Annotated in this window: 10 protein-coding genes and 2 pseudogenes; 3 read left to right on the top strand and 9 right to left on the bottom strand. The window is 73.1% G+C overall.

Annotation, left to right across the window (positions count from 1 at the left end; genetic code table 11):
• Window positions 1-55: 55 nt before the first annotated feature.
• Together ACFV0G_RS05535 and ACFV0G_RS05530 are read right to left on the bottom strand one after the other, a co-directional pair.
• Window positions 56-556: a hypothetical protein gene (locus tag ACFV0G_RS05535; RefSeq protein WP_380542041.1), complete on the bottom strand. Its 501-nt coding sequence runs from the start codon at window positions 554-556 to the stop codon at window positions 56-58.
• A 124-nt stretch (window positions 557-680) separates the two neighbouring features.
• Window positions 681-2,024 carry a serine hydrolase domain-containing protein gene (locus tag ACFV0G_RS05530; protein WP_380542038.1) on the bottom strand — a complete coding sequence of 448 codons (1,344 nt, stop codon included), beginning with the start codon at window positions 2,022-2,024 and terminating at the stop codon, window positions 681-683.
• Between the two features lie 134 nt (window positions 2,025-2,158).
• Here ACFV0G_RS05530 and ACFV0G_RS05525 point away from each other — a divergent pair, with 134 nt between their 5' ends.
• Complete coding sequence (locus ACFV0G_RS05525; protein WP_380542035.1) at window positions 2,159-2,392, top strand: hypothetical protein; 234 nt, start codon at window positions 2,159-2,161, stop codon at window positions 2,390-2,392.
• 15 nt (window positions 2,393-2,407) lie between these two features.
• Here ACFV0G_RS05525 and ACFV0G_RS05520 read toward each other — a convergent pair whose 3' ends face one another.
• From ACFV0G_RS05520 to ACFV0G_RS05500, 5 genes and pseudogenes are all read right to left on the bottom strand, one after another.
• Window positions 2,408-4,543, bottom strand: a complete 2,136-nt coding sequence (locus tag ACFV0G_RS05520) for a SpoIIE family protein phosphatase (RefSeq protein WP_380542032.1) — start codon at window positions 4,541-4,543, stop codon at window positions 2,408-2,410.
• Between the two features lie 386 nt (window positions 4,544-4,929).
• Entirely contained in the window at window positions 4,930-5,295 is a 366-nt protein-coding gene (locus ACFV0G_RS05515; RefSeq protein ID WP_380542029.1) for a hypothetical protein, read from the bottom strand.
• The gene (locus ACFV0G_RS05510; RefSeq protein ID WP_380542026.1) at window positions 5,292-5,813 is read right to left on the bottom strand and encodes a nucleoside-triphosphatase; all 522 of its coding nucleotides are present in this window, start codon (window positions 5,811-5,813) and stop codon (window positions 5,292-5,294) included. The genes ACFV0G_RS05515 and ACFV0G_RS05510 overlap by 4 nt, the downstream gene beginning before the upstream one ends.
• Window positions 5,814-5,980: 167 nt before the next feature.
• Window positions 5,981-6,738: pseudogene (locus ACFV0G_RS05505) on the bottom strand (CapA family protein); the annotation flags it as partial.
• A gap of 38 nt (window positions 6,739-6,776) precedes the next feature.
• Window positions 6,777-7,592 carry an HAD-IIA family hydrolase gene (locus tag ACFV0G_RS05500; protein ID WP_380542023.1) on the bottom strand — a complete coding sequence of 272 codons (816 nt, stop codon included), beginning with the start codon at window positions 7,590-7,592 and terminating at the stop codon, window positions 6,777-6,779.
• Window positions 7,593-7,680: 88 nt separating this feature from the next.
• On the opposite strand from ACFV0G_RS05500, the gene ACFV0G_RS05495 reads away from it, so the two are divergent.
• On the top strand, window positions 7,681-8,124 hold the full coding sequence (locus tag ACFV0G_RS05495) for an archease (RefSeq protein WP_380542020.1): 444 nt from the start codon (window positions 7,681-7,683) through the stop codon (window positions 8,122-8,124).
• An 81-nt stretch (window positions 8,125-8,205) separates the two neighbouring features.
• The gene (locus ACFV0G_RS05490; RefSeq protein WP_380542017.1) at window positions 8,206-9,630 is read left to right on the top strand and encodes an RtcB family protein; all 1,425 of its coding nucleotides are present in this window, start codon (window positions 8,206-8,208) and stop codon (window positions 9,628-9,630) included.
• 135 nt (window positions 9,631-9,765) lie between these two features.
• On the opposite strand, the pseudogene ACFV0G_RS05485 reads toward ACFV0G_RS05490, so the two are convergent.
• Together ACFV0G_RS05485 and ACFV0G_RS05480 are read right to left on the bottom strand one after the other, a co-directional pair.
• Window positions 9,766-9,918: pseudogene (locus tag ACFV0G_RS05485) on the bottom strand (exodeoxyribonuclease III); the annotation flags it as partial.
• A 697-nt stretch (window positions 9,919-10,615) separates the two neighbouring features.
• On the bottom strand, window positions 10,616-12,001 hold the full coding sequence (locus ACFV0G_RS05480; protein WP_380542050.1) for a PP2C family protein-serine/threonine phosphatase: 1,386 nt from the start codon (window positions 11,999-12,001) through the stop codon (window positions 10,616-10,618).
• Window positions 12,002-12,469: the final 468 nt, after the last annotated feature.

Below are 12,469 nucleotides of genomic sequence, written 5' to 3'. Positions count from 1 at the left end.
GGTCAGCGCTCCCGCCACCGGCCGAAGTCCCCGGCGTGCGCCGGGGACGTGCCCGTCAAGGGCCGGTCAGAACTTCTGGTCGTAGTGCACGGTCACGGGGGCGTGGTCCGGACCAGCGCTCGGGGTGGGAGGCGGCACGCTCGACCGTGGCGTCGGTGGCGCGGGCAGCGAGACCTGCGGACGCGATGGTGAAAGCGAGGGCCAGTGCCCTGGTCGGGGCGTCGAACTGCCGGCGGAAGGCGTAGTCGTCGGTGGTGCCGGTGACCGGTCCGCCCAGCGGGTGGTACAGCGAGGCGCTCTGGCCGACGTCGTGGGTGGAGTGGGCGCGCCGGGGGTTCGCGGTGCTGACGGTCGGGTCCACGACGGGGCGGTCCGACGGCAGGCCCGGGCTGTCCGGGCGGAGGCCGTCCCGTTTGCCCGTCCAGGTGGGGGAGGAGAAGTCAACGGACGGGTCGCTGCCGTTGTCCTCGATGCCCCGACAGAGCAGGAGCTTGCGGCCGAACCGGTGGACGTCGACGAAGTACGTGGCCCTGGCGTCGTCGGTGAGCCACTGCACGTCCGCGGTCTCCGGTTCGGAGGCCGCGGACGGTCCCCGGCAGGTCTCCGCCCTGCTGTCCGTGGAAGCGGGGCCGTCCGGTGGAAGGACGGACCCAGCGTGTCGTGGTAGTCCTCGACCGGGTTCAGCGGGCGGCCGGGCCGCCGCCCTCGACGCGGAGGTCCGGGCCGGTCCGGGGGACGGTCCTCGGAACCGGAGCCGCTCCGGCGGTGGAACCCGCGACGGCGTTCGCGCCCGTCCCCGGGTCGCACAGCGTCTTGGCCACGAGCGAGCCGATCGCATCCCCGCTCGCCGAGGCGTCCTTGCCCACGTACGGGTTGGTCGACAGCGCGAACTGCCGCCGTCCGTCCCGGCTGCCGAGCAGGAGGGTGCTCCAGCCGGGGAGGCTCCCGTCGTGGCCCCAGGCCGCCTCGCAGCCCGGGCCCAGGTCGATCCGGACCACGCCGAGCCCGTACCGCGCGCCCTCGATCGTGGTCGGCACCGTGTCCGTCAGCGCGGCCATCTCGGCCGGCCGCAGCAGCTTCCCGCCGAACAGCGCGGCGTGGAAGCGGTTGAGGTCGGCGGTGGTGGAGATGCCGTTGCCGGCCGCGTCCACGACGGTCGGGTCGAGCCGGGTGATGTCGGCCGGCCCTGCCGGCATGTCGAGGTACGCGTGGGCGTGCGGACCGCCGAGGCCGGTCTCGGAGCCGGGGAACGTCGTGTCGTCCAGGTGCAGGGGCCGCACGATCCGGCGCTCGACCTCGCGCTGCCAGCTGTGCCCGGTGATCTTCTGGATGATCATCCCGGCGAGGACGTAGTTGGTGTTGGAGTAGTGCCAGCCCTGCCCGGGCGCGAAGTACGGCGTGTGCTCGGCGGAGATCGCCGCCAGCTGCTGAGGGCTGTAGTCCCTGTACCGCCACCTTCCGTACGCGAAGTCCTGCAGGTCGGCCTCGTTCCTGACCAGGAACCGATCGTCCTCCAGGAAGTTGAACAGGCCGCTGGTGTGGTTCAACAACTGCCGGACGGTGATCGCGGCGCCGTTCGGGACGACCCCCGGCAGGTGCCGTTCGACAGGGTCGTCCAGTCCGAGCCGGCCCTCCCCGACCAGCTGGAGGACGACCGTCGACACGAAGGTCTTGGTCACACTGCCGATCCGGAACCGGCCGTCCGCCCCGGCCGGCTGCCCGGTGGCCAGGTCGGCGGTCCCGGCGGCGCCCCGCCACTGGGGGCGGCCGCCGAAGCGGATCTCCGCGAGCGCGGCGGTCATCCCCCCGCGTTCCACGAGGTCCCGCAACTCCTGCTGTCCGTCGACGCGGGGCCGTCGTTCCTCCACGGACCCGGTTCCGGACACCGATGCGCCCGTCCCTCCCGCCGCCACCGCCGCTGTCGGGGCGAGCGTGACGACGGAAGCACCGGCCAGGGCGACGGCGGCGAGCCGCGTCCCCAGCCGGCCGCGCCGGTACGGTGTTCGAGCCTGAACGATGGTCATGGTGCCTGCCCCCTTCCGGCCCGGCTCCGGGCCGTCGGCACCACGGTCTCATCTGCCGCACCCCCTGCGCCTCGTCCTCCGGAGGGTCATCGACCGTGCGCCCCCGGACCGGGCTGCCCGGTCGAACGGGGGAGGTGACGATCAGTCAAATCATCATCGAGGAGCTTGACTTGCTTTGCCCTCCACGCTCGGCGCGGTGTCTTCAGGGCGACCCGGCGATGCCGTCCTTCGTCGCCGGGGCCGCCGCAGTGGCCGCGCCGCACGCCACCTCGACGGCTGTCGCCGCGCTCGCGGATTCGGCACGGAGGTCGGCGGACATGGTCGAGCCGTCAGCGGCCGCGTGGATGGACGAGTGGCCGCAGATGTGAACCGCCATCAAATGGTCAACCGGCCAGCGGGAATTCGCACCAGACGTTCTTTCCGCTGCCGAGCGGCTCCACGCCCCAGCTCCCGCTGAGGGCGTCCACCAGCAGCAGGCCGCGGCCGGAGGTGGCGGTCTCGCCGGGGGCCCGGCGGCGCGGCAGGACGCTGGAGCGGTCCTGGACCTCCAGGCGAATGCAGGGGGTGGTCCCGGCCCGTAGTTCGATGGTGAGCAGTGCGCCCCCGTCGGTGTGGACCAGGGCGTTGGTGATCAGTTCGTCCGCAGTGAGTTCGACGTCGGACGCGAGATCGGTCGCACCCCACGCGGCCAGGGCCTGGCGGAGCACGGCCCGGGTCTCCGCCAGCCCTTCCGGATCTGCCTGGTGGACGTGCTGGGTCATCTGCCGGGTGGCGTGGGCGCCGGGTTCCGCTGCGCGGTGCAACAGCAGGAGCGCCACGTCGTCGCTGCTGCCGAGGCGGCTCGGGTGGCCGCCGCACAGGTGGTCGGCGAGCGCCTCGGTGCCGAGCGGGCCGGTGCGCATGGCTGCGGCGAGCGCTTCGATGCCGTCCGCGATGTCCCGACCGGGGTGTTCGACCATGCCGTCGGTGCACAGGAGCACGGTGTCTGCGGGGTTGAGGTCGAGACGGGTCTCGGGGTAGCCGTCCTGGCTGAAGACCGTGGCCACGCCGAGCGGCAGGCCACCGCGGACGCTGGCCCAGCCGGTACGGCCGGTGCTGTCTCGCACGAGTGGTTCGAGGTGGCCGGCCCGCACCATGCGCAGGGTTCCGGTCTCCAGGTCGGCGTCGACGTAGATGCACGTCGCGGACCGCTCGGTGTCGAGGTCGGCGAGGAACCTGGACGCGCGGGCCATGACCGTGGCGGGAGTGTGCCCCTCGGTGGCGTAGGCCCGCAGAGCTATCCTCAACTGACCCATGATGGCGGCCGCGTGGCTGTCATGCCCTTCCACGTCGCCGACCACGAGACCCACCCGCCGACCCGGCAGGGGGATGACGTCGTACCAGTCCCCGCCCACCTCGCGTCCGCTGCGGCCGGCACGGTAGCGGACGGCCACCTCACCGCCGTTGATCTCGGGTATGCGGCGCGGCAGCATGGTGGTCTGGAGCGTGGTCGCGAATTCGCGTTCCTGGTCGAAGAGCATGGCGCGTTGCAGGGACTGCGCGACGGCGCTGCTGAGCGCGATGCAGATGTTGCGGTCCTCGGTGCTGAAGTGGTGCCTGTCCCGGTAGAACAGGCCCAGCGCGCCGATGGTGCGGGCCTGGGCGGCAAGGGGCAGGAAGGCCGCCGCCTCGATCCCCATCTCCTCGGCGTAGGGCAGCAGGCGGGGGTAGCGGGTGGTGAGCTCCTCGCTGGTGCCGACGAATCGCGCGCGCCCGGTGAGCACGGCCTCGGACAGCGGCAGCCCGTCGTCCACGTGGGTCAGCGACAGGTCGTCCCGGGCCCTGAGCTCTGCGGACGGTTGCTCGGTCACGGCGACGAGGCGCATGACGTCCCCGTCCACCAGCCCGAGGGCCAGCCCGTCCGCCCCGAAGCGTCGCAGCCCTTCGCTGTCGGTCAGCACGTTGGTCACGTCACTGACGGTGATGGCGCGGGCGAGGGCCTCGGTGGTGGCGCGCACGGAGTCGGTTTGGCGGCGCCGGTCAGCAGCGAGCGTACGCATCCCCTCGGCGTGGGCCAGCTCCTCCTCGGCGTTGCGGACGATGCCGACGATGCGGTACGCGTGCGCCTGCGGGTCGCGCAGGATGCGCCCCTGCGTGTGGGCCCAGCGCAGGGTCCCGTCGCGGCAGACCAGACGGAAATAGGACGCGAAGGTCAGGTGCCCCTCCCGCAGCGCGAGCGACACGGCGCTGTCGAGCCGCTCGCTGTCCGTCGGCAGCACCCTGGCGGAGAGTGACGCGGGCGCTCCGTCGAACTCGTCGGCCCGCAGGTCGAACACTTCCAGGCCCACGTCGTCGAGATGGTAGGTGCCCTTGTCGAGGTCCCAGTCGAAGCTGCCCATGCCGTTGAGCGCCAGCCGGTCGTTGGCCGCAGTCGGCTCGGTGTCACCGGGGGAGCCCGACGACGGCGAAGGAGCACGGGCGGACACGGGGAGGGTGATCTCGGGGTCGTGGCCGTCCGGAGACCTGGACGTGTTCGCCATGGCAGGGCTCCCGTCCGATCGATGGCCCGCTGCCGGATCATCCGCGACAGGCTTGCCATCGCCGTGCGGTCACGGAGAGCGGCGTACAGGTGCGACAACGAGGCGCATGAGTGCTCCGCCGCCGGCGCCGGTCCGTTCCTGGAACGCTTGGTCAGTCTATCCAGGGGGCGACGGCTCGGCATCGACGTGTGGGCCGTGGTTCAGGCCGCGTGCCGGTCCTCCGGGCGAAAGCCAGGCGGAGACGGCAACCGGCACGGGGGCGGACCCAGGACGGGGACCGGGACGGAACACCCAGGAACCCCTCCACACTGCCGGAGCTCCCCATCGGCCGCTCCGGCACCCTGGGCGTGGGCCTTCGGGAGGCGGTGTGGACGCTCGTCCGGTGGTCACGGCCGTGACAGGACGAGGGCCACGGCGGTGAGCACCCCGGAGAGGGCTCCGGCGACGACCCGGCACACCCGGCGGGCCAGTACGCACCAGGCCCGCGCAGCGCCACCCGTCACCCGGTACCAGCTGGTGCCGAACGGCAGGGCGAGGAAGAACCACGACGGCGGTGCCAGCTCCCCGGGCCGTCGCGAGCCCTCGCGCGCCCATCGGCGGCACCGCTCCACGCCGCGGCCGGTCCAATCGGCGCACCGGTCGGCGCGCTCGGCCCACCGGTCGGAGGCGGTGAGGAGCCCGGCCCGCCAGTCGTCGCGTCGTCGGAGGACCGCGGCGCCAGCCCGGCCCCGGTGGGGCACCGTTCCGCTCACCGTCCCTCCAGCCGCGTCGCCAGCCGCTCCGGGAGGAGGTCCCGGTTCGCCCGGGTCAGCCGGATCAGCTCGACGTCGGGACGGCGCTTGAGGACGTCGGTGAAGGGGCCGTGCTGTGCGTGCACGGTGGCGACCACGTCCACATCGGCCGCGAACACTGCCCGGACGGCGTCCCGGAACGGGGAGTACGCCAGTTCCATCCGCCCGAGTTCGTCGATGAGCACGAGCGTGCCGGGCTCCAGCGGCCTCGCGAGCGAGGGCACCGCCAGCCGTTCCATCACTCCGGTGTCGACGCAGTACCGTCCGACCTGCAAAGGCCCCGGCAAGCCGATCCGGGCGAGCACACCTCTCCGGCCCGTCAGCGTCTCCAACGCGAAACCGACCCGGGCGCCGCCCTCGCGGATCTCCTCCGTGGTGAAGCCGACGGCCTCCCGGGTGCGCAGCAGCGCCGCCAGCCGGCGGATCGCGGTCGTCTTCCCGCTGCCGGGGCGCCCCTCCAGCAGAATCCTCGTGGGCATCACGTGCTCGGATACGTCGTCGGCGCTCAGGCCCTGCTACCAGCCTCCCACCCGGATGACGGGCAGGGTCTCCCGAGGGCGGGGCGTGGATCCGCTCGCGGGGGTGCGGGAGGGGGAGGGGGAGGGCCCCGGGAGGTCCTCCCGTCACGCCTCCTTCCCCGTGCGGCACGGAGCGCCGGCATGCCGTTCGGCCCGGAACCCACGCGTACGCCGGAGCCGCGGCTGATCCGGTCCAGGGTGTCGCGCAGGTGCTGCGAGTCCTCGGGGGAGGAGTGCTCCAGCCGCATCCGGCGAGCCCGTGCGGGTGCCATCCGTGCACCGACCAGCTCCCCGCTGTCGGGCTCCACCGAGACGAAGTACAGCAGCCGCAGGTCGTCCCGGTACTGCTCGTGGCCGGAGATGCCCTCGTAGTCGTCGATGAAGTCGCCGCACCCGTAGAGGATCAGCCCTCCGCGGTGGAGCTCCACGGGACGGGGATGGTGCGAGGAGTGCCCGTGCACCACGTCGACACCGCCGTCGATCAGTGTGTGCGCGAGGCGCACCCGTTCCCGGGAGACCCGGTAGCCCCGGTTGGAACCCCAGTGGACCGAGGCGACCACGATGTCGCCCGGCCGCCTGACCCGCCGCACCAGGTCGACAGCCCGACCGCGTCGGCGCTCGACGCCTCGGAGACGGCGTGGACGCCGGCCCGCTGCTCGGACGCGGCCCGGTCGAGCAGCGCCAGGGCCTCGCCCCAGGGCCACGAGAAGTCGACCGGGCGGGGGATCGGGCCGTTCACGTCCTCCGCCGACCCGACGTAGTCCCGCGCGTCCCGCACGTACGGCTCCCGCAGCCTCGGAGCACCCGGGTGCGGCAGGATCTGGTCCACACCGCGCCCGAGCATCACGTCCCCGCAGAGGAACAGCACCACGACGTCGGCGTCCACGCCTCAACGCCAGGCGCTCTCCTTCCGCAAGGGAGTGCCTAGGCCAACCGCGCCACCAGGCCCGGCAGATCGGCGATGGAGTCGAGGACGTGGTCGGGGGTTCCGTCGGCGTCGCGGAGCGCACGGTCCTGGAACTTCCCGGTCCGCACGAGGACGCCGCCGATGCCGCAGCGCTGGGCGGCGAGCACGTCGGACTCGATGTCATCGCCCACCATCAATGCCCGGTCCGCCTCGACTCCCAGCCGGGTCAGCGCCCCGGTGAAGAACGCGGCAGCGGGTTTGCCGACCACCTCGGCCCGCTGACCCGAGGCCTGCTCCAGGCCGGACAGGAAGGCGCCGCCGTCGAGCTGCAGGCCACGGTCGGTGCGCCAGTACAGGTTGCGGTGCATGGCGACCAGGCGGGCGCCCCGCTGGAGGTGGCCGAACGCGCGGTTGAGGGCGCGATAGTCGAATTCGGGTCCGGCACCGCCGACCAGGACGACGTCCACGTCCTTCCCCTCCGTGGCTTCGTCGTCCTCGGCCAGGGCCACCCCGGTCAGGTCCTCCCGGACGTCACCGCTGTTGAGCAGCATGCAGCGGGCACCGGGATGGCGCTCCGCCAGGAAGGCCGCGGTGGCGCCGGGTGCGGTGAGGACGGACTCGGCCGAGACCGGGAATCCCGCACCGGCGAGGGCCGTCGCGATCGAGGCCCTGGTGCGCGAGGTCGTGTTGGTGAGGAGCAGAAAGGGCAGGCCCGTCTCCCGGAGCCGTTCCAGCGCCTCGACAGCGCCGGGAAGCGGCTTCCAGGACAGCGTGAGCACCCCGTCGATGTCGATCAGGGCCGCGCTGACGGTCCTCGTGGTGCGGTGCCGCATGGGCCGACCGTAGCGCCGACCCGGCCGTGCGGCACGTTCCGGTTCCCCGGGCTACCGCCGGGCCCGGTTCGGGGGGAAGACTGGTGGGGTGAGTGGAGCACCGGGCGCAGCTCCCGGCGGCACCGGTCACCGGACCGTGCCGCACACCGGGGATCTGGCTGTCGAGGCATGGGCCCCGGAGCGGGAGGAGTGCGTCGCGGAGGCGGTCCGCGGGGCGGTCGGGGGCTTCGCGGAGATCCCTCCGGGGGCGCTGCGCACCGAGCGGGAGTACGAGCTGGCCGACGACACCGACGAGCGGCTGCTGGTCTCGGCGCTGGAGGAGATGATCTTCCGGGCGGAGACGGCCGGGGAGCTGCCGGCCCAGGTGTCGGTCCGGCGCACGGAGACGGCCGTGCGGATGCGACTGGCGATGGTGGACAGTGCCCTGGTCGAGCAGGTCGGCGCGGTGCCGAAGGCGGTGTCCCTGCACGGACTGCGGATGGCGAGGGAAGCGTCGGGGGGCTGGCGGTGCCACGTGACGTTGGACGTCTGACCGGCGCGCCACCCGGGCACGCGGCGGACGGGCGCCACCACGGCACATGAGCGTGACGGGGCCGAGGAGGCATCGGCTGACATGGACGTCCGACTGGTGGAGGAGACCCCCTGGCGCTACCGGATCGAGCGCAGCGGCCCGATGAGGGTGCCGGGAGTGGTCTTCGCCCCGCACGGGCTGCTGCCGCTCGACGAGGGCGACCGCGCGCTCGAACAGGTCGCGAACGTCGCCTCGCTGCCGGGCATCGTTCGGGCTTCGTACGCGATGCCCGACATCCACTGGGGCTACGGCTTCCCGATCGGCGGGGTGGCGGCCACGGAGGTCGCGGCCGGCGGCGTGGTGTCTCCGGGCGGGGTCGGGTTCGACATCTCCTGCGGGGTCCGGCTGCTCACCAGCGAGCTCGACCGGGACACGGTGCGCGAGGTGCTGCCGGCGCTGATGGACCGCCTGGACCCGTTGATCCCACGCGGCCTCGGGCGGGGCTGCCTGTGGCGGCCCGCCGGGCGCCGGCAACTGGCCGACCTGCTGCGCGGCGGCGCCCGCTACCTGGTGGACATGGGGCACGGGGTGCCGCGCGACCTCGATCGCTGCGAGGACGGCGGGGCGGTGGACGTCACGGACGTGACGCAGGTCGGCGACCGCGCGCTGGAGCGCGGGGCCGGCCAGGTCGGGAGCCTGGGCTCGGCCAACCACTTCCTGGAGGTCCAGGCCGTCGACCGGATCTACGACGAGGCATGCGCCCGGGCTTTCGGTCTGCGCACCGATCAGGTCTGCGTAATGATCCACTGCGGCTCGCGCGGCCTGGGCCACCAGATCTGCACCGACCATGTCCGGCGGATGGAGGCCGTGATGCACCGCCGGGGGATCTCCGTCCCCGACCGGCAACTGGCGTGCGCCCCGGTGGACTCCCCGGAGGCCCGGGACTACCTGGGGGCGATGGCCGCCGCGGCCAACTACGCGCGCGCCAACCGCCACCTGCTGGCCGACGCCGCCCGGGCGGTGTTCCGGGAGCACACCGGCCACGGGCTGGACCTGCTCTACGACGTGTCGCACAACCTGGCCAAGCTGGAACGCCGGGAGGTGGACGGAGAGCGCCGACTGCTCTGCGTCCATCGCAAGGGCGCCACCCGGGCTCTGCCGCCGGGCCACCCGGACCTGCCGGCCGACCTCGCCGGGGCGGGGCAGCCGGTCTTCGTCCCCGGCACCATGGGCACGGCGTCCTACGTCCTGGCGGGGGTGCCGGGGAACGAGGCGTTCGACTCCTCCTGCCACGGTGCGGGCCGGGTCTGGAGCCGCCACCGTGCCCAGCGCGAGATCGACATCCGCCATCTGCGCGCCGAACTGGTCGCGGCCGGCGTGTCGGCCCGCCCGACCTCGTGGCGCAGTGCGACGGAGGAGGCGCCGGAGGCCTACAAGGACGTCGACGCGGTCGTCACCGCCAGTGAGCGCAACGGGCTCAGCCGCATCGTCGCCCGGCTGGTCCCGCTCGGGGTGCTGAAGGGATGACGGGCTGAAGGGCGCGCCGCACGCCGCCTCGACGACCGTCGCCGCTCGCGCCGATCGTGCCGCACGGGGACGGACCCGACGACTCCCCGCGAAGAACGCCCTTCGGGCGCCGGGGACTTGGCCCGAAACGGGCCGTCAGACCCCGTGGTCGTAGACCACGGTGACCGGCGCGTGGTCGGACCAGCGCTCGGCGTGGGCGGCGGCCCGCTCGACCGTGGCGTCGGTGGCGCGGGCAGCGAGACCTGCGGACGCGATGTGGTAGTCGATGCGCCATGCTGCGTCGTTGTCGAGCATGCTGACAGGACGACGATTTCGGCTCGGCCTGCCCCGGCTTCACCGCCCTCGCCGTGGCCCGGCGTCAGCGGCAGCACCACGAACGCCGGCACGAACACCACCACCACCACGAGCAGCCGGGCCCGGGCAGGCGAGCCGAATCGAGGGGGAGCGGGACCTACGCTGCACCCCTGGCTTCAGTCCGGAGGCAGTGCAGCGGCCGTGGTCGGGTGACCAATCCAGGCCCGCGGTGGACCTGCTTGGCCCCTTGTACGGTCACTTTTGCCGGTGGAGAGGTTCATCATCGGTCGACCGTCGTCGGCGACAAGTGCCGCCCCTGGCGGTGATCCTTAGCTCGGGCAGCCCGGCGGCGTCCGGGATCCGCTTGGAAGAGGCGGCGAGCGCGCCGAGGTCCCCACCGCCTAGACGTACCGCGCAGCCCTCGTGCAGTCTGAGCTCGCGCAGCATTCGGGCAGTCATCGCGACACCGGTCTCGGTGTCGTAGGTGTGAACCGGGAAGCGCACGGGTGGCAAGCCGGTTCATGACCGAACCGCCCCCTGGCCGTCCGCACCCGCCGGGGGTCGCCGCTGGGGCGTCGACGAGCTACACGGGCAGGTGCGGCAGTGGCGGTGCCGTGCCGTGGCGGCGCATTCCGGGTTTCGAGGCTGCGGAACGGAGACGGAGGCCCTACGGATCACGAAGCGGCAGAGGTCATGGACACGAGTGAAAGCGGCCCGGATCAGGCGCTGAAGGACCACCGCCGAGACCGAGCTGCGGGCCCGCCGTGGGCAGGGTACGTCCTGTTCCCGGGCCCGGGAGTGTGTCGCCGGTGTTCCCGGGGGTCGGCGCGGTGGGCGGGGTGCGCAGGGCGAGGTCGTCGCGTCCATCGGCGAGGTGGGCGTCGGCCAGGGCCCGGCACAGGTCTTCGAGGGGCAGAGCGGCGTGGGCGGAGGCGACCTGGGCAAGGGTGGTGAGGCCGGCGTCCAGGGAGCGGTGGGGGTGCTCGACCAGGCCGTCCGTGAAGAGCACGAGAGTGGCGTTGCCGGGCAGGGGGCGCTTGTGGTCGGGGCGGGGCACGTCGGGGTCGACGCCGAGGGGCAGGCCGGGGTCGGCCTGCAGGTAGCGGGCGGTGCCGTCGGGGCCGATCAGGAGCGGTGGCGGGTGTCCGGCGTTGCTCCAGCGGAGTGTCCAGCCGTCCTTGGCGGGTTCGATGCTGGCGAGGCAGGTGGTGGTGATCGGGTTGTCGGTGATCGCCTGGAGGGTGCGGTCGAGCTGTGTCAGGACGCCGCTGGGCGGGGTGCGGCGGTCGTAGAGGAGGGCACGCAGCATGTTGCGGGTCTGGGCCATGGTGGCGGCGGACTTCAGGTCGTGTCCGGCGACGTCGCCGATGACCAGGGCGCAGGCGCCGTCGGGGAGCATCAGGGCGTCGTACCAGTCTCCGCCGACGTGGTCCGGGGTGGCGGCGGGGCGGTAGATCGCGGCGACGGAGAAGGGCGCCACATCGGGCAGGCGGGGGAGGAGGAGGCGCTGGAAGTACTCGGCGCTGGCGCGGACCTGCCGGTAGAGGCGGGCGTTCTCGATGGCGAGGCCGGCCGCGCCGGCGAGCGCCACGAGGATGTCCTGGTCGTGCCCGTCGAAGGGCCGTCCGTCGCGCCGCTCGCAAAGGTAGAGGTTGCCGTAGACCCGTCCACGTCCGGTGAGCGCCACCCCGAGCAGTGTCCGCATCGGCGGGCGGCCGGGCGGGAAGCCGACCGCGTCCGGATGGGTGCCGATGTCCGCGACGCGCAGCGGTTCGGGGTGGTCGATGAGGTGTCCCAGGAGTCCGCGCCCGTGCGGAAGGGCGGCCCCGGCCAGCGCTGCGACCTGCTGCTCGCTCAGCCCGACGGGGATGAACTCCTCCAGGTGTTCGCCGTCCTCGCTGAGCACGCCGAGTGCGCCGTATCGGGCGTCGACCAGGCCCATCGCGGTGGTGATCACCCGGCGGAGCACGACCGGCAGCTCCAGCTCCCGGCTCACTGCTATCACTGCGTCCAGCAGGTCCTGGAAACGGCGCTGGGTGTGGGCCAGGTCTCGTAGACGTCCGACGATCCGGTCCATCTCGTCGTCGATCCGGTGGCTGCGGTCGGGAAGGTCCGCCCGCCCGGCCCCATCCTCCGGATCCATCGGCCCACCTAACGATTCCCATGCTGGAGGACCGTACCTTCGACGCGTTGCGCAACCGGAGGCCGGATGCCTCGGCGCGTCCTGTTCTCCACCGTAGGCAGGCCCGTTGCCGACCGCGACTGCGACCAGTGCAGCCGCGTCCTCAGTCACGGCGGCATCACTCGGACGGTCTCCCTCCGTGGTGTCGCCCGCGGCGCTGGACTCGGGCGGACTCCGTTTTGCTCCTGCGCCCGCCCAGTAGCGTGCGAACATGTTCTCCGCTCGGCCGCGTCGTCAGCGGTGCCACCGTCGTTCCTCCGTCATCCGGCGGCGGCTGTCCTCCAGGTGGGGAACCGCGCCCACGGTGGGGGGGGCCCACACTTCGGCGTGGCCCCGGGATATCTGACGGTCGGCGGGCGGGGC

Source organism: Kitasatospora sp. NPDC059571 (assembly GCF_042735675.1).
Lineage (GTDB): Bacteria > Actinomycetota > Actinomycetes > Streptomycetales > Streptomycetaceae > Kitasatospora.
Note: the sequence above shows the minus strand (reverse complement) of the source record. Positions and strands in the feature narration are given on the sequence as shown.